At 67.0% G+C, this 16,222-nt stretch carries 12 protein-coding genes; 4 read left to right on the forward strand and 8 right to left on the reverse strand.

What is annotated here, in order from left to right:
- Window positions 1-74: 74 nt before the first annotated feature.
- Window positions 75-1,067, reverse strand: coding sequence for a diacylglycerol acyltransferase/mycolyltransferase Ag85C (gene ag85C, locus ACJH5R_RS17775; protein WP_406756649.1), 993 nt, complete (start codon window positions 1,065-1,067; stop codon window positions 75-77).
- Between the two features lie 201 nt (window positions 1,068-1,268).
- Between ag85C and ACJH5R_RS17780 the strand changes: the two genes are divergently transcribed.
- Together ACJH5R_RS17780 and ACJH5R_RS17785 are read left to right on the forward strand one after the other, a co-directional pair.
- Window positions 1,269-2,492: a CoA transferase gene (locus tag ACJH5R_RS17780; RefSeq protein ID WP_406756650.1), complete on the forward strand. Its 1,224-nt coding sequence runs from the start codon at window positions 1,269-1,271 to the stop codon at window positions 2,490-2,492.
- 18 nt (window positions 2,493-2,510) lie between these two features.
- The gene (locus ACJH5R_RS17785) at window positions 2,511-2,966 is read left to right on the forward strand and encodes a MaoC family dehydratase (protein WP_406756651.1); all 456 of its coding nucleotides are present in this window, start codon (window positions 2,511-2,513) and stop codon (window positions 2,964-2,966) included.
- Here the strand turns inward: ACJH5R_RS17785 and ACJH5R_RS17790 are convergent.
- Complete coding sequence (locus tag ACJH5R_RS17790) at window positions 2,954-4,009, reverse strand: MinD/ParA family protein (RefSeq protein ID WP_406782498.1); 1,056 nt, start codon at window positions 4,007-4,009, stop codon at window positions 2,954-2,956. The genes ACJH5R_RS17785 and ACJH5R_RS17790 overlap by 13 nt on opposite strands.
- Before the next feature lie 111 nt (window positions 4,010-4,120).
- Entirely contained in the window at window positions 4,121-5,545 is a 1,425-nt protein-coding gene (gene glnA, locus ACJH5R_RS17795) for a type I glutamate--ammonia ligase (protein WP_406782499.1), read from the reverse strand.
- A gap of 264 nt (window positions 5,546-5,809) precedes the next feature.
- Between glnA and gltB the strand changes: the two genes are divergently transcribed.
- The gene (gene gltB / locus ACJH5R_RS17800) at window positions 5,810-10,423 is read left to right on the forward strand and encodes a glutamate synthase large subunit (RefSeq protein ID WP_406782500.1); all 4,614 of its coding nucleotides are present in this window, start codon (window positions 5,810-5,812) and stop codon (window positions 10,421-10,423) included.
- Window positions 10,416-11,867 (forward strand): glutamate synthase subunit beta, encoded by a 1,452-nt coding sequence (locus ACJH5R_RS17805; protein WP_406756655.1) that lies wholly within the window; start codon window positions 10,416-10,418, stop codon window positions 11,865-11,867. The genes gltB and ACJH5R_RS17805 overlap by 8 nt, the downstream gene beginning before the upstream one ends.
- 16 nt (window positions 11,868-11,883) lie before the next feature.
- Here the strand turns inward: ACJH5R_RS17805 and ACJH5R_RS17810 are convergent, their stop codons facing one another.
- The 5 genes from ACJH5R_RS17810 to ACJH5R_RS17830 are packed head-to-tail and all read right to left on the reverse strand — an operon-like array spanning window position 11,884 to window position 16,160.
- On the reverse strand, window positions 11,884-12,705 hold the full coding sequence (locus ACJH5R_RS17810) for an ABC transporter permease (RefSeq protein ID WP_406756656.1): 822 nt from the start codon (window positions 12,703-12,705) through the stop codon (window positions 11,884-11,886).
- Window positions 12,702-13,871 (reverse strand): ABC transporter substrate-binding protein, encoded by a 1,170-nt coding sequence (locus tag ACJH5R_RS17815; RefSeq protein WP_406782501.1) that lies wholly within the window; start codon window positions 13,869-13,871, stop codon window positions 12,702-12,704. Before ACJH5R_RS17815 ends, ACJH5R_RS17810 begins: the two co-directional genes overlap by 4 nt.
- Window positions 13,868-14,608 carry an ABC transporter ATP-binding protein gene (locus tag ACJH5R_RS17820; protein WP_406756658.1) on the reverse strand — a complete coding sequence of 247 codons (741 nt, stop codon included), beginning with the start codon at window positions 14,606-14,608 and terminating at the stop codon, window positions 13,868-13,870. The genes ACJH5R_RS17815 and ACJH5R_RS17820 overlap by 4 nt, the downstream gene beginning before the upstream one ends.
- Entirely contained in the window at window positions 14,584-15,630 is a 1,047-nt protein-coding gene (locus ACJH5R_RS17825; RefSeq protein WP_406756659.1) for an acyl-CoA dehydrogenase, read from the reverse strand. Before ACJH5R_RS17825 ends, ACJH5R_RS17820 begins: the two co-directional genes overlap by 25 nt.
- On the reverse strand, window positions 15,627-16,160 hold the full coding sequence (locus ACJH5R_RS17830; RefSeq protein WP_406756660.1) for a DUF4242 domain-containing protein: 534 nt from the start codon (window positions 16,158-16,160) through the stop codon (window positions 15,627-15,629). Before ACJH5R_RS17830 ends, ACJH5R_RS17825 begins: the two co-directional genes overlap by 4 nt.
- Window positions 16,161-16,222: the final 62 nt, after the last annotated feature.

Here is a 16,222-nt window from a genome sequence, read left to right on the forward strand (position 1 = left end):
TCGTTTCACCCTTTCCCACAGACACGTCGGCGGCAGTGCTGGATTGCACTGCCGCCGAGGTGTTGGGGGATTGGTTAGGTCGGGTCGACTCCCGCACCCAGCACCCGCTGGATGTCGGGCTTCATCGCGACCAGCTGCTCGTTCCAGTACGGCCAGTCGTGCGTCCCGTTGGCCGGGAAGTTGAACACGCCGTTGTTGCCACCGGCCGCCGCGTAGTTCTGCTGGAACTGCTGGTTGGTGCGCAGTGTCAGGCTCTCCAGGAACTTGGCGGGCAGGTTGTTGCCGCCGAGGTCGCTCGGTGTGCCGTTGCCGCAGTAGACCCAGATCCGGGTGCGGTTGGCCACCAGCCGCGGGATCTGCACCATGGCGTCGTTACGCTTCCAGGCCGGGTCGGACGACGGGCCCCACATGCTGTTGGCGTTGTAGCCGCCGGCGTCGTTCATGGCGAGCCCGATCAAGGTCGGCCACCAGCCCTCGGAGGGGTTCAGGAACCCCGAGAGCGCCGCTGCATAAGGGAACTGCTGCGGGTAGTAGGCCGCCAGGATCAGCGCCGATCCGCCCGCCATCGACAGGCCGACCACCGCGTTGCCGTAAGGCGAGACACTCTTGTTGGCCTGCAGCCAGGTGGGCATCTCCCGGGTCAGGAAGGTCTCCCACTTGTAGGTGTAGTTCTGGCCGTTGCCCTGCGACGGCTGGTACCAGTCCGAGTAGAAGCTGGACTGACCGCCGACCGGCATGATCACCGACAGCCCGGACTGGTAGTACTCCTCGAATGCCGGGGTGTTGATGTCCCAGCCGCTGAAGTCGTCCTGGGCGCGCAGCCCGTCGAGCAGGTACACCGCGTGGGTGCCGCCCGGCTGGAACTGGACTTTGATGTCCCGGCCCATCGCAGCCGAGGGGATCTGCAGGTACTCCACCGGCAGGCCCGGGCGGGAGAACGCGGACGCGTTACCCGTACCACCGACAGCCCCGACGAGGCCGCTCAGCAGCGCGGCCCCCACCGCCGCGACCATCAGCCGGCGCGGTAGCCGACTCGCCGCGTTACGCAACTTCTCAACGCTCTTCATAGCCCTTGTCCCATCCCAATGTCGTGCGGTCTAGCCCTTCTGAACGGAGTCAAACACGGTGCGCCGTCGTGTCCTGTTCGCCGCCACGGGTTTTCATATCGCGGTTCGGCAACGATTGAGATTCGGCGCGGACTCGCCACCGGCCGGGTGGCCTTGTGGGTGGGCATATAGTCGACGTAATTCATCGACGAAGGGCAGGTCATGCAGGCGAGTGCTCGGGCCTTGGGGACCGCTGAGGCTCCGTTGGCCGGGGTGCGTGTCATCGAGATCGCCAGCTTCGTCGCCGTCCCGCTCGCCGGAATGACGCTGGCGCAGCTCGGTTGCGACGTGGTGCGTATCGACCCGATCGGCGGTGCGGCCGACTACCGGCGCTGGCCGGTCACCAACGACGGCACCTCTATCTACTGGACGGGCCTGAACAAGGGCAAGCGCTCGGTGGTCGCAGACCTGCGTTCGCCCGAGGGGCAGCGCGTGGTGCAGCAACTGATCGCCGACAGTGGTGTGTTGCTGACGAATATGGCTGGCCGGCAATGGCTTTCCTACGAAACGCTCGCAACGATGCGTCCTGACCTGATCCACCTCGAGGTTCTCGGACGTGCCGATGGCTCGACCGCTGTGGACTACACGATCAATGCGGGTGTCGGCTTTCCGCTGGTCACCGGGCCCGGGGACTACGCCGCCCCGATCAACCACGTGCTGCCGGCCTGGGATATCGCCTGCGGGCTGCACGCCGCGCTGGCGGTGTCCGCCGCGCTGCACCGCCGGGACCACACCGGCGAGGGCTGCCGGATAAGCCTGGCGCTGGAGGACGTCGCACTGGGCACCGCCAGTGCCCTGGGCTTCCTCACCGAGGCCATGGTCAACGGCACCCGCCGGGAACGCATCGGCAACGCGGTTTACGGCCAGTACGGGCAGAGCTTCGCCAGCGGTGACGGGGTCTCGTTCATGGTCGTCACGCTGACCGATCGGCACTTCCGAGATCTGGCCGAGCTGACCGGATCGACGAAAGTCCTTGCCGCACTGTCGCAAGCGCGCGGCATTGATTTTGGCGACGAAGGACAGCGTTATCGGCACCGCGACTTGCTGACCGGGCTGTTCAGCGGGTGGTTCGCCGAGCGACCGGCGGCGCAGATCGAAGCCGCCCTGGCGAGAACATCGCTGCTGTGGGACCGCTACCGCAGCTTCGCGGAGGTAGCCGCCGACGAGCGCCTGCGCGACAACCCGATGTTCGCCACGCTGTATCAGCCCCGGGTGGGGGAGTACTTGGCGGCCGGCCTGCCGGCGTCGATCGACGGCTCCCACCCCCCGGCCGTCGCGGCACCTGCGCTGGGTGCCGACACCGGACAGGTGCTGGCGGACCGACTGGGAATGAGCACCGACGATATCGACCGACTGCGCCAAAGCGGCGCGGTGGCAACGGATTAGCAAAGGAGCTCCGACCAAGTGCGTACTTTCGGATCGATCGATGAGCTTGCCGCATGCCAGGGTCAGGTGATCGGCCACAGCGATTGGGTGACCATCACCCAGGACGCGGTCAACCTGTTCGCCGACGCGACCGGTGATCATCAGTGGATTCACGTCGATCCGGAGCGCGCGGCCACCGGGCCCTTTGGGACCACGATCGCCCACGGCTACATGACACTGGCCATGCTGCCGCAACTGATGGCGCAGATCAGTCGCCTCGACGGGGTCAAGCTGGCGATCAACTACGGATTGAACAAGGTGCGTTTCCCGGCGCCGGTGCCGGTCGGCTCCAAGATCCGGGCCGAGACCTCCCTGGTCGAGGTGGCCGATGTCGGCGGTGGCGCCCACCAGGTGACCTTCTCCACCACGGTGTCCATCGACGGCCATGCCAAGCCGGCCTGCGTCGCCGAGAGCGTCGTGCGCTACGTGCTCTGAGTACGGCCCGGCTTCGCGTCCCGGCGTTGGGGGCGGGACGCGAAGTAGTGCGCGACGATCGCCGCGATTTGCAGGAATCGCCGGCGGGTCGCCGGCGCCATCTCGCTCATCACGTCGATCACCCCGCCCGGGCGCAGGTGCGGGTCGAACGGCACCTCAACCACGGCCTGGCCGTGCTGCAGGAACTGCGCAGTCAGTGTCGAGCGGGTGCGTCGGTCGGCATGGCCGTCGGAGTCGTTGAGCACCACCACGGTGCGCTGCAACAGCCCGCCCTGGCCGCGGTCGGCCAGCCACTCCATGGTCTTGGCGGCCGCGCCGGCACCGTCCGCCCACGGTGACGAGACCACGATCAGGGCGTCCAGGTCACGCAGCGCCTCCTGGGTCACCGGCGAGTCCATCGTCGAACCGCAGTCGATGATCGAGATGGTGAAGTGCCGGTCCAGGCGCAGCGCGGCCTCCCGGTACAACGCCGCGTCAAGGATCCGGCGACTGCCCGCGGCCGGCTCGCCCACCAGGACGTAGAGTCCCGCCGCATTGGCGCCCACTCGGCCGCTGATGTCGGCGAACGATTGCATGCTCTGATCGGCGGCCAGATCCCAGTAGGAGCTGGTGGCATGCGGGTCGATACGGCTGCCCAGCCGGCCGAACGCGGTGTCGGCATCCACGGCCACCACATGGTCGGCCCGGCGCAGCGCGGCGAACACCGAACCGACGCTGGCCGCCACCGTCGTCTTGCCGACGCCGCCTTTGCCCAGCACGCCCACCTTGTAGCTGCCGTTGGGCAGCGACCGGATGGCCGCCTGGTAGGCCGTCTCCTCCCGCTCGGCCGGTGACGGGCCCAGGTTGACCAGCCCCAGCGTCGCGGACAGGACCACCCGGCGCCAGCCGCGGGCAGGCTGCGGTCGCGGCATCGGGCCCGGCGGCGGGTACGACGCCATCGGCTGCGGCTGCGGCTGCGGCTGCGGCGGAGGCGGCGTCCAGGGCCGGGGCTGTTGCTGCTGCGGCGGCATCCGCTGCCGCAGGAAGTCGTCCTCTGCGTTCATCGGCTCCTCGAGGCATACGGCGGCACGGCCAGGCGGCCCATCAACACCGCAGCCTAGTCGCGGAAGCGCCCATCGCCGGGCAGCCCAGCCCGAGTCGCGCTTGCGCCCCGATCAGCAGTCGTAATAGAGCGCGAACTCGTAGGGGTGCGGGCGCAGGTTGACCGGGGTGATCTCGTTGTCCCGCTTGTAGTTGATCCAGGCCTCGATCACATCGGGGGTGAAAACCCCACCTTCGGTGAGATATTCGTGGTCCGCCTCGAGGTTGTCCATCACCTCGGCCAGGGTGGTCGGCGCCTGCGAAATCGAGGCCGCCTCGTCGGCCGGAAGGTCGTAGAGATCCTTGTCGACCGGGGCGGCCGGCTCGATCTTGTTCTTGATGCCGTCGATGCCGGCCATCAACATGGCCGAGAACGCCAGGTACGGGTTGCCGGAGGAGTCCGGGCAGCGGAACTCGAGCCGCTTGGCCTTGGGGTTGGTACCGGTGATCGGGATGCGCACGCAGGCCGAGCGGTTGCGCTGGCTGTAGACCAGGTTGATCGGCGCCTCGTAGCCCGGAACCAGGCGCTTGTAGGAGTTGATGGTGGGGTTGGTGAACGCCAGTAGTGACGGCGCGTGGTGCAGGATTCCGCCGATGTAGTGCCGGGCGGTGTCCGAGAGTCCGGCATAACCGATCTCGTCGTAGAACAGCGGCTCGCCGTCCTGCCATACCGACTGGTGGACGTGCATACCTGAACCGTTGTCCCCGAAAAGCGGCTTCGGCATGAATGTCACCGTCTTGCCGTGCGCCCAGGCGGTGTTCTTGATGATGTATTTGAACAGCATCAGGTCATCGGCGGCGTGCAGCAGGGTGTTGAACTTGTAGTTGATCTCCGTTTGCCCGCCGGTTCCGACCTCGTGGTGGCCGCGTTCGACGGTGAACCCGGCGTTGGTGAGATTGGTCGACATTGCGTCGCGTAGATCGACGTATTGATCGGTGGGCGCGACCGGGAAATAGCCGCCCTTGGGGCGAACCTTGTATCCGAGGTTGGGGCTGCCGTCGGCTTCGGTTGTGCGGCCGGTGTTCCACCAGCCGGCCACCGAATCCACTTTGTGGAAAGACCCGTTGATCTGTGAGTCGAAGCTCACCGAGTCGAAGATGTAGAACTCGGCTTCGGCGCCGAAGTAGGCGGTGTCGGCGATGCCGGTACTGGTGAGATAGCTCTCGGCCTTGCGCGCGATGTTGCGTGGGTCGCGTGAGTAAGGCTCGCGGGTGAACGGGTCGTGGACGAAGAAGTTGAGGTTCAGCGTCTTTGCGGCCCGGAACGGATCGATGCGGGCGGTTTCCGGGTCGGGCAGCAGCAGCATGTCCGACTCGTGGATGGACTGGAAGCCGCGGATCGACGAACCGTCGAAGGCGAGGCCGTCCTCGAATACGCTTTCATCGAGCGCAGCGGCCGGGATCGAGAAATGCTGCATAACCCCCGGCAGGTCGCAGAATCGAATGTCGACGTACTCAACGGACTCGTCGGCGACGAGCTTGAAAATGTCGGCGGCCATATTGGTCTCCTTCGCGTGCAGACAGCCAAACGATAGGCAGTGCACATTTCCTGGACATCATCCAGTTATTGCGTTGGCGTAACACAAACCTCACGGCAAGCGTGCTGTCCAGCGAACTAGCACGTTTGCTGGGTCGGGGTATATCGTGGCGTTGCCTGTGAGATTTTTCAGGCAGGAACGCCGTTCAACGTCGCACGGACCAATCCCCTTGACCGCTTGTCCATAGAGGGCAACGGGCAGGGATGTGCGAAGGGTTAGGTGGCGATGGCACCCAGTCGGGTGGGGCTCTACAACCCCGCGTTCGAACATGACGCGTGTGGGGTGGCCATGGTGGTCGATATCCATGGCCGACGCAGTCGCGACATCGTCGACAAGTCGGTCACGGCGCTGCTCAACTTGGAGCACCGAGGCGCAGCCGGAGCCGAACCGAACAGCGGCGACGGCGCCGGGATTCTGATCCAGATCCCGGATCTGTTCCTGCGGGCCGTAACCGATTTCGAGCTGCCTCCCGAAGGCAGCTACGCCACCGGGATCGCCTTTCTGCCGCAGTCGGCCAAAGAGTCGGCGGCAGCCTGCGCCGGCCTCGAGAAGATCGTGGAAGCCGAGGGCCTGCAGGTACTCGGCTGGCGCGAAGTGCCGATCGACGACTCGTCGTTGGGTGCGCTGGCCCGTGACGCGATGCCCGGCTTCCGGCAGCTGTTCATCGGCGGGGCGTCTGGCATGACTTTGGAGCGGCGTGCCTATGTGGTGCGCAAGCGCGCCGAACACGAGCTGGGCAGCAAGGGCCCGGGTCAGGACGGGCCGGGACGGGAAACCGTCTATTTCCCAAGTCTTTCCGGCCGAACCATGGTGTACAAGGGCATGCTGACCACGCCGCAGCTCAAGGCGTTCTACCCGGATCTGGCCGACGCGCGGATGCAGAGCGCGTTGGGCCTCGTCCATTCCCGGTTCTCCACCAACACTTTTCCGTCGTGGCCGCTGGCGCACCCGTTCCGTCGGATCGCGCACAACGGGGAGATCAACACCGTCACCGGCAACGAGAACTGGATGCGCGCCCGGGAGGCGCTGATCCGCACCGAGGTCTTCGGCTCCGGACGCTCCGGGAACGCGAAAAGCACAGTCGACAAGCTGTTTCCGATCTGCACGCCGGGCGCCTCCGACACAGCCCGGTTTGACGAGGTGCTCGAGCTGCTGCATCTGGGCGGCCGCAGCCTGCCGCACGCGGTGCTGATGATGATCCCGGAGGCCTGGGAACGCCACGAAAGCATGGATGGGCCGACGCGGGCCTTTTACGAGTACCACGACTCGCTGATGGAGCCGTGGGACGGCCCGGCCTCGATGACCTTCACCGACGGCACCGTGGTGGGCGCCGTGTTGGACCGCAACGGCCTGCGGCCATCACGTATCTGGGTCACCGCGGACGGGCTGGTGGTCATGGCGTCCGAGGCCGGGGTACTCGACCTGGACCCCGCCACGGTGGTGCACCGGCAGCGGTTGCAGCCCGGCAAGATGTTCCTGGTGGACACCGCCGCCGGGCGGATCATCTCTGATCGCGAGGTCAAATCGACGCTGGCCGGTGAGCGGCCGTACCAGCAGTGGATCGACGAGTGCCTGATCGGAATCGACGAGCTTCCCCCCGGTGACGCACCGCGGATGGAGCATCACCGGGTTCTGTTGCGGCAGCATATGTTCGGCTACACCTACGAAGAGCTCAATCTGGTACTCGCACCCATGGCGCGCGCCGGCGCTGAGCCGATCGGATCCATGGGTACCGACACCCCGGTGGCGGTGCTCTCGGCGCGGCCTCGGCTGCTGTTCGACTACTTTCAGCAGTTGTTCGCCCAGGTCACCAACCCTCCGTTGGACGCCATCCGCGAAGAGGTGATCACCAGCCTGCAGGGCGCGCTCGGCCCGGAAGGCGACCTGCTCAACACCGACGAACCCACCTGGCGGCAGATCGTGCTGCCGCAGCCGATCTTGAGCAACTCCGAGCTGGCGAAGCTGGTGAAGCTGAGCCCGGACCAGCGGATCGGTTCCCGGGGCCCGCACGGCCTGTCTACGGCCGTCATCAGCTGCCTGTATCCGCCTGCCGCGGGCGGTGCCGGGTTGCGCGCAGCGCTCAAGCAGGTATGCGCCCGAGCCTCGGAGGCGATCGCCGAGGGCGCCAGCTTCCTGGTGATCTCCGATCGGGAGTCCGACGAGACGATGGCTCCCATCCCGTCGCTGTTGGCCACCGCGGCCGTACATCACCACCTGGTCGCCGAGCGGTCCCGCACCAAGGTCGGCCTGGTGGTCGAGTCCGGTGACGCCCGCGAGGTGCACCACATGGCGGCGCTGATCGGGTTCGGCGCCGCCGCGGTCAACCCGTACCTGGCGTTCGAGTCCGTCGAGGACATGCTCGATCGGGGCCTGATCGAAGGCCTCGACCGCGACAAGGCCCTGTCCAACTACGCCAAGGCCGCCGGCAAGGGTGTGCTGAAAGTCATGTCCAAGATGGGGATCTCGACGCGGGCGTCCTACACCGGGGCGCAACTGTTCCAGCCGATCGGCATCTCCCAAGACGTCCTCGACCAATACTTCACCGGTCTGTACTGCCCGATCGGCGGGATCACCCTCGACGACATCGCCGCCGATGTCGCCGCCCGCCACGCGCTGGCCTACCTGGATCGCCCGGAAGAGCGGGCGCACCGTGAACTGCCGGTGGGCGGGGAGTACCAGTGGCGACGCGAAGGCGAACACCACCTGTTCAACCCGGAGACGGTGTTCAAACTGCAGCATTCCACCCGGACGGGCCAGTACGCGGTCTTCAAGGAGTACACCAAGCTGGTCGACGACCAGAGTGAACGCCTGGCCACGCTGCGTGGTCTGCTGCGATTCAAGGCCGGTGAGCGGCCGCCGGTTCCCGTCGAAGAGGTGGAGCCGGCCACCGAGATCGTCAAGCGGTTCGCCACCGGCGCGATGAGTTACGGCTCGATCTCCGCCGAGGCACACGAAACGTTGGCGATCGCGATGAACCGGATCGGCGGCCGCTCCAACTGCGGTGAGGGCGGCGAGCATTCCGGCCGCTTCCTTCCCGATGCGGACGGCTCCTGGCGACGTAGCGCGATCAAGCAGGTCGCCTCGGCGCGATTCGGCGTGACGAGCGAATACCTGGTCAACTGCACCGATCTGCAAATCAAGATCGCGCAGGGGGCCAAGCCCGGTGAGGGTGGTCAGCTTCCGGGCAACAAGGTGTATCCGTGGATCGCCGAGGTTCGTCATGCCACCCCGGGTGTCGGGTTGATCTCCCCGCCGCCGCACCACGACATCTACTCCATCGAGGACCTCAAGCAGCTGATCCACGACCTGAAGAACGCCAACCCGGAGGCCCGCATCCACGTGAAGCTGGTCGCCGAAAACGGTGTCGGAACCGTGGCGGCCGGAGTGTCCAAGGCACACGCCGACGTGGTGTTGATCTCCGGCCACGACGGGGGAACCGGTGCAGCGCCACTGACCTCGCTCAAGCACGCCGGAGCGCCGTGGGAGCTGGGGTTGGCTGAAACCCAACAGACCTTGCTGCTCAACGGGCTTCGGGACCGAATTGTGGTGCAGGTGGACGGCCAGCTCAAGACCGGACGCGACGTGGTGATCGCGGCGCTGCTGGGGGCCGAGGAATTCGGTTTCGCCACTGCGCCATTGGTGGTGTCGGGCTGCATCATGATGCGGGTCTGCCATCTGGATACCTGCCCGGTGGGCGTGGCAACTCAGAACCCACAGTTGCGTGAACGCTTCAATGGCCAGCCGGAGTTCGTTGAGAACTTCTTCTGGTTCATCGCCGAAGAGGTTCGCGAGTACCTTGCGGCATTGGGGTTCCGCACCCTCAACGAGGCTGTCGGCCAGGTGAACGCGCTGGACACCACGCTGGCGCGGGCCCACTGGAAGGCCCACAAGCTCGACCTCGCACCGGTCCTCCACGAACCGGAGTCAGCATTCATGAACCAGGATCTGTACTGCACTTCCAGTCAGGACCATGGGCTGGACAAGGCTCTGGATCAGCAGCTGATCGCCATGAGTCGCGAGGCTCTGGACGCGGGAGCCCCGGTCAAGTTCACCAGCGCGATATCCAACGTCAACCGGACGGTCGGCACCATGCTCGGCTATGAGGTCACCAAAGCCTATGGTGCTCAGGGGTTGCCAGAGGGGACCATCGACATCACCTTCACCGGGTCGGCCGGCAACAGCTTCGGGGCATTCCTGCCTCCGGGGATCACCCTGCGGGTCTTCGGCGATGCCAACGACTACGTCGCCAAGGGGCTGTCCGGTGGTCGGATCGTGGTCCGTCCCCCGCTGGACGCGCCAGACGGCTACGTCGCCGAAGAGAACATCATCGGCGGCAACGTGATTCTATTCGGCGCCACCTCCGGCGAAGTGTTCCTGCGCGGGGTGGTCGGGGAACGGTTCGCGGTCCGCAACTCCGGTGCGGTGGCGGTGGTCGAAGGAGTCGGTGACCACGGCTGTGAGTACATGACCGGGGGCAAAGTGGTGGTGTTGGGTCCGACCGGGCGCAACTTCGCCGCCGGCATGTCCGGGGGAGTGGCCTACGTCTATGACCCGGACCGGCAGCTGGGCGACCGGCTGAACACCGAGATGGTGGACCTCGACACATTCGACGATTTCGACGCCGACGATGTGGCTTGGCTGCGTGACGTGTTGGCGGCGCATATCGCCGCCACCGACTCGGTGCCCGCTCGCGCGATCCTGGCCGATTGGGCCAACCGCGGACGGGACTTCGTCAAAGTGATGCCGCGCGACTACCGGCGGGTTCTCGCCGCGGTCGCCGAGGCGAAAGCCAGCGGCACAGATCCAGAGGAGGCGATTATGGCGGCGGCTCATGGCTGACCCGAGAGGATTCATCACCAACACCCAGCGCATCCTGCCGTTGCGCCGTCCGGTCTCAGACCGGGTGGGCGACTGGAACGAGGTGTATCAGGATTTCGCCGAGGACACCCTGCGCAAGCAGGCCGGACGCTGCATGGACTGCGGTATCCCGTTCTGCCACCATGGCTGTCCGTTGGGCAACCTGATCCCGGAGTGGAACGACCTGGTGCGCACCGGGCGCTGGCGTGAGGCGTTCGACAGGCTGCATGCCACGAACAACTTCCCGGACTTCACCGGGCGGCTCTGCCCGGCGCCCTGTGAACCGGCCTGTGTGCTGGGCATCAACCAGCAGCCGGTGACCATCAAGCAGGTCGAGTACGAGATCGTCGAACGCGGCTTCGCCGAGGGCTGGGCGCAGCCGATCCCGCCGTCGGTCCGCACCGGGAAGTCGGTCGCGGTGGTGGGCTCGGGACCGGCCGGGTTGGCCGCCGCCCAGCAACTCACCCGGGGCGGGCACACGGTCACGGTTTTCGAGCGCGACGACCGTATAGGTGGGCTACTGCGTTACGGCATACCGGAATTCAAGATGGAGAAGCGCATCTTGGACCGGCGTTTGGAGCAGATGGCCGGCGAGGGAACGCTATTCAAGACCAGTGTCAACGTCGGGGTGGATCTGACGGTCGAGCAGCTGCGCGAAGAGTTCGATGCGGTTGTGTTGGCCGGCGGCGCTACCGCCTGGCGAGACCTGCCGGTCCCGGGCCGGGAGCTCGACGGCATTCATCAGGCGATGGAATACCTGCCGTGGGCGAACCGGGTGCAAGCCGGCGACCTGGCCGAGCCGCCGATCACCGCGCACGGCAAGAAGGTGGTCATCATCGGTGGGGGTGACACCGGCGCCGACTGTCTGGGCACGGTGCACCGCCAGGGCGGGACGTGCGTGCACCAGTTCGAGATCATGCCGCGTCCTCCGGAGATCCGTGATCCTTCCACCCCGTGGCCGACGTACCCGTTGATCATGCGGACCACGTCTGCGCACGAAGAGGGCGGTGACCGAGTGTTCTCGGTCAACACCGAGGCGTTCACCGGCCGCGACGGCCGGGTGACCGGGTTGCGGGCCCACGAGGTGCGCCGCCGGGGCGGTGGCTTCGAGAAGGTGGAGGGCACCGACTTCGAGCTCGAAGCCGATCTGGTGCTGCTCGCGATGGGATTCGTCGGGCCGGAACGTTCGCCGCTGCTGGCCGATCTGGGCGTGGAGTTCACCGAACGCGGCAGCGTGGCCCGCGACGCGGAGTACGCGACCGCGGTGCCGGGTGTCTATGTCGCCGGCGACATGGGCCGGGGCCAGTCCCTCATCGTGTGGGCGATCGCCGAAGGGCGTGGTGCCGCTGCGAGTGTGGACCGGTATCTGATGGGCCGCACCGCATTGCCGTCGCCGATCGCCGCGACGGCGGCGCCGCTTCGCTGAGCCGGCCAGCCCGCATTCAGCTCGCGGCGCTCCGGCGCGGCGCGAGAAGGATGCGGGCGGCCAGGTCGAGCAGGTAGCCGAGGACGCCGATCACGGCGATCACCGCGACGACCTGGTCGTAGGCGAGCTGGTCGCGGGCGTTGAGGATCTGATACCCCAGTCCTGATCGCACGCCGAGCATTTCGGCGGGCACCAGCACCACCCAGGCGATGCCCAGGGCCAGTCGCAGACCGTTCTGTACCTGCACGCGGACCGCCGGCAGGACCACGGCGGTCAACTGCTCGAACCGGCTGGCGTGCAACGACCGCGCGACATGCAGGTAGCCCGGGTCGATTGCATGCACTCCGGCGACCGTTCCGAGCAGCACCGGCCAGACCGCCGCGGCGGCGATCAGGAAGATCACCGGCTGGCTGCCGATCCCGAACACCGCCACGATGATCGGGGTCCACGACAGCGGCGAGATCATCCGCAGGAACGCCACCACCGGCCCGGCCGCCCGCTCCGCGGTGCGGCTCAGGCCGATGAGCAGGCCGGCCGGGATGCCGACCAGGGCGGCGATCAGCAGACCGATCAGCAGGCGGTAGAGGCTTACCGCGGTGTCGGACACCAGTACGCCCCGACCGACCAGGTCCGCCAGTGCCGCAACCACATGCTGCGGTGCGGTCTGTCGCAGCAGCGACGCCGGGGCGCAGAGCACCGAAGTCGCGGCCCACCACAGCGTGACGGCCACGCCGACGCTGGCGACCGGGGGCCACACCCGCGGCCACCACAGTGACCGTGCACCCGTATCGGCATCTGGGGCCGGCTGGTCATTGGGCTGCACTGCGATGGTGGTCATGAGGCATGTACCTGTTCTTCTCGGTCCAGTGATGCGGCTAGGCCGAACGCCCCCGGCCCACCGTGTTGTGCCAAGGCGGATCGCACGAACTGGTCGTCGACCAGGTCGGCGTGCACCCGGGCCGGGTCCAATCGGTCCAGGAAGCGGCGATCGCCGTCGATGACCGTCTCACCCATCGCTTCTACGAGGCGGTGGGTGAAGCCGGCAAAGGGGAACGGGGTGAAGCCGAGCCGTTGCGGTTGCCAGTCCGGATGTGCCAGCGGATACGGGGGATCGGGATAGGTCAGCGCCAGCTGAACCGCCGGCACCGGTTGCGGCAGGTAGTGGCCGCCGCCCAGTGCTTTGGCCGCCTTTACCCGGTCGTCGTTCAGAAGCAGCTGCGCACCGACCACGGCGTCGGTCACCTGTTGGATGGCGTTGGGCCGCTGGGCGATCACGTCGTCGCGGGTGATCAGCACGCAGCAGGCGTGGTCACGCCACACGTCGCCGAGGAAGCTGTGGATCCGGCCGATCTTCTTGATCTGGGCGACCGCGTTGAACGGGTCCGCGACGACGTAGCCGCCGATCGAGCGGTTGGCCAGCGCGGGCACCATGTCCGACGGGCTCATCACGATCAGCTCGACGGTGCGTGCCGAGCGAGAAGCGCTGCGCCGCACCACCGGTTGCAAGCCGTGTGCGCGCAGCAGTTGCTGCAACACGATGTTGTGGATGGACCACCAGAACGGGATCGCGACCTGGGTACCGGCCAGGTCTGCCAGATCCTCGATGTGCGGTGCCACGGTCAGCGCCGAACCGTTGGTGTGATTCCAGCCCAATACCCGAACTCCACCGCCCAGGGCGTAGCGCAGCTGGACCGCCATCGGCATCAGCAGATGCACCACATCCACCTTGCCCGTCACGAACGCCTCGCCCAGCGCTGCCCAGCTGCGGAACAGCACCGGTTTGGCCGAACTGACCAGCCCAGCCGGGTACAACGCCGCGTTGTGCGCCAGCAACAGTGGCGCAGCGTCGGTGATCGGCAGGTAACCGATACGCAGCGGGCCGCCGGTGTCGGCGGCGCGGCCGACGGTTGCGCTGCGGGCGAGGTCACCGATGCCGAAGGCACCGCCGGCCGCCGCAGCTGCCGCCCCGCCGATCAGCAACCTGCGTCGGGTCAGTGCGGTCACGACCGCACCCCGGCGACGCCGATGGGCTGGGCGTCGTAGTGCGCGAGGATCTCCTGGCGCAGGCCGGTGTTATCGCCTGGAGCTGTGCTGCCGACCGACCACTCACTTCGCAGCCGCCCGTCGGCGCCGAGCAGCACGACCCGCTCGGCCAGTCGTAGTGCCTCGTCGACATCATGCGTCACCAGCACAACGGTCACCCGTAGCTCGGCGGCCAACTGGGCCAGCCAGCCCTGCAAGTCGGTGCGGGTGGTGGGATCCAGTGCGCTGAAAGGCTCGTCGAGCAACAGCAACCGCGGGTTGGTAGCCGCCGCACGAAGAATGGCCACGCGTTGCGCCTGACCTCCGGACAGTTGATCGGGATACCGGTCGGCCAGCTGGTCGACACCGAAGCGGGTCATCAACTCAGTGGCACGCGCCTGGTCGAAGTCCGCGCGGTGGGCGGCGAAGCGTCGTGCGTAGGCGACATTGTCGGCGACGCTCAACCACGGCATCAGCAGCGGTCGCTGAAACACCACACCGGTGCGTGGCCGGTTTCCGTCGGAGTTCCAGGTGACGGTGCCGCCGTCAAGTGACTCCAGCCCGGCCAACACCCGCAGCAGTGTCGATTTGCCGCTGCCACTGCTCCCCAGGACCGCGACGAACTCACCGTCACCGACCGAGAAGTTGATATCGCGCAGGACCGTGACGGATCCAAACCGCTTGCTGCCCTGGGCTACTCGTACCGACTCAGTTCCCACCGCAGTTGTCCTTCCGATGGCGATTGAATAGGGAGAAAAGCCGCTTCCCGGAAGCGTCGGTTGGCCGCGCTGCGGGTGGCGTAGCCGGCACCGCCGGCCAACGTCGACTCCAGCCGGGTGGCGTCGACCGCGGTCGTCGCGGCGTCCAGGCGCAGCCGGATGATGTCGGCGAGGCCGGCCGCGTGTGAGCGGCCGGTCAGTGTGAACAGCTTGTCGCGCAACCCGTGAAGCTGTCGGCCGAGTTCGGCGTGCTCGGCGCCGAACTGCTCGGCCAGCCTGCCGCCGGCTTGGCCCGCGCCCTCGATCGCGGCGGCAGCCACTCCGACACAGAAGGCCGTCTGCAGCAACAGAAATGTCGGTCGAATGGTGCTGACGAAGGAAGCCAGGTCGTTGGTGAGGATCTGCTCTGGGGGGACCGGGACATCGTGGAGGCGAAGCGAGGTTGAGGCGGTGGCTCCCAGCGCCATCAAGTCGGGAGCCGGGTTGATCGTGATGCCCGGATGATTCGCATCGACCACCGCTACCAGGGTTGCTCCATCGGGGCGGCGGGCCGGCAACACGATCAGGGAATCATCGAAGACGTTGGACGCCCAGTGAATCGGCCCGGTGACGCGCAGGTCGTCACCGGAACCGTCGGCGACCAGGGGAACCGGGCCAAGGCCGGCGACCTGCTTGAGTCCGGCCGCCATCGCCGTCACTCCCGCGCGGGCACCGCTGCTCAGCGCCTTCAGGCGGACCGCACGTGCCGGTGCCGGTGCGTGGGCCAAGTAGGTCACCGCCATGGTGTGCGCCCACAACGAGAATCCGACCGCCAGACTCGCCGCCGCGGTGTGCTCGATCATCGAAACCAGCTCCGGCAGACCGTCGTCGCGCAATGCCGCCTCGAAGAAGCCGGCCGACCCGAACAGAGCCAGGTCGGCGCGGACGTCGAGGCCACCGGAGTCGAGCGCCTCGGCACGGTCCGCCACGATCGCCGTGAGGTCGGCCAGCGCGGTGTGCACAAAGCGCACCGGAGCGCTCACCGCTGCTCGCCTTCCAGGCGGTGCAGTCGGTCGATCGGAGTGGTGACGGCTTCACGAGCGCGGCGGACCGCGGTCTCGTCGGGGGCGTCATAGAAGCACAGGCACTTGTCCATGTCTTCGCGCACGTAGGTCCGCAAGAAGGTCACCTCGGGGACGTCGGCATACTTCGGCGACTTGGCCTTCTTACGGGCCAAGTAGGTGTCCATGTCCAGATCGGCGGGCAGGTCCCATTCGACGAGATAGCCGGCGGCGGGGCGGGCGGCCTTGAGTTGCGCGACCTCGGCGCCGACCAGCCGTACCGGGTGTGGGCCGCTGACCTCGGCCACCGACAGGGTGGTCGCATCGATCGAAGGCGCCTGACAGGAGCCGAATTCCGCGATCGCGAAGATCCGGTGTGCCTCACCGGTCACCTGGGCCTCGATCAGTTCACCCCCGCCTTGATGGATGACAGCGTCGAGTTCCTTGATCGCGCGGTCGGCGTCGGAGCGGTCGAGGCGCAGCGGAGCGATCTCGTAGAGGTACAGGGTCATGGGGTTGTCCTTTCGCCGTCGGATGGCTACGACGGTGCCAGCGATAGACAACCCTGTCTATC

The sequence above is a fragment of the Mycobacterium sp. SMC-19 genome (assembly GCF_045310815.1).
In the GTDB taxonomy this organism is placed as follows: domain Bacteria; phylum Actinomycetota; class Actinomycetes; order Mycobacteriales; family Mycobacteriaceae; genus Mycobacterium.

Excerpts from the sequence above, each read along its gene's own strand:
- ag85C (WP_406756649.1), bottom strand. The coding sequence starts at position 1,067 with ATGAAGAGCGTTGAGAAGTTGCGTAACGCGGCGAGTCGGCTACCGCGC.
- ACJH5R_RS17780 (WP_406756650.1), top strand. The coding sequence starts at position 1,269 with ATGCAGGCGAGTGCTCGGGCCTTGGGGACCGCTGAGGCTCCGTTGGCC.
- ACJH5R_RS17790 (WP_406782498.1), bottom strand. The coding sequence starts at position 4,009 with ATGAACGCAGAGGACGACTTCCTGCGGCAGCGGATGCCGCCGCAGCAG.
- glnA (WP_406782499.1), bottom strand. The coding sequence starts at position 5,545 with ATGGCCGCCGACATTTTCAAGCTCGTCGCCGACGAGTCCGTTGAGTAC.
- gltB (WP_406782500.1), top strand. The coding sequence starts at position 5,810 with ATGGCACCCAGTCGGGTGGGGCTCTACAACCCCGCGTTCGAACATGAC.
- ACJH5R_RS17805 (WP_406756655.1), top strand. The coding sequence starts at position 10,416 with ATGGCTGACCCGAGAGGATTCATCACCAACACCCAGCGCATCCTGCCG.
- ACJH5R_RS17810 (WP_406756656.1), bottom strand. The coding sequence starts at position 12,705 with ATGACCACCATCGCAGTGCAGCCCAATGACCAGCCGGCCCCAGATGCC.
- ACJH5R_RS17830 (WP_406756660.1), bottom strand. The coding sequence starts at position 16,160 with ATGACCCTGTACCTCTACGAGATCGCTCCGCTGCGCCTCGACCGCTCC.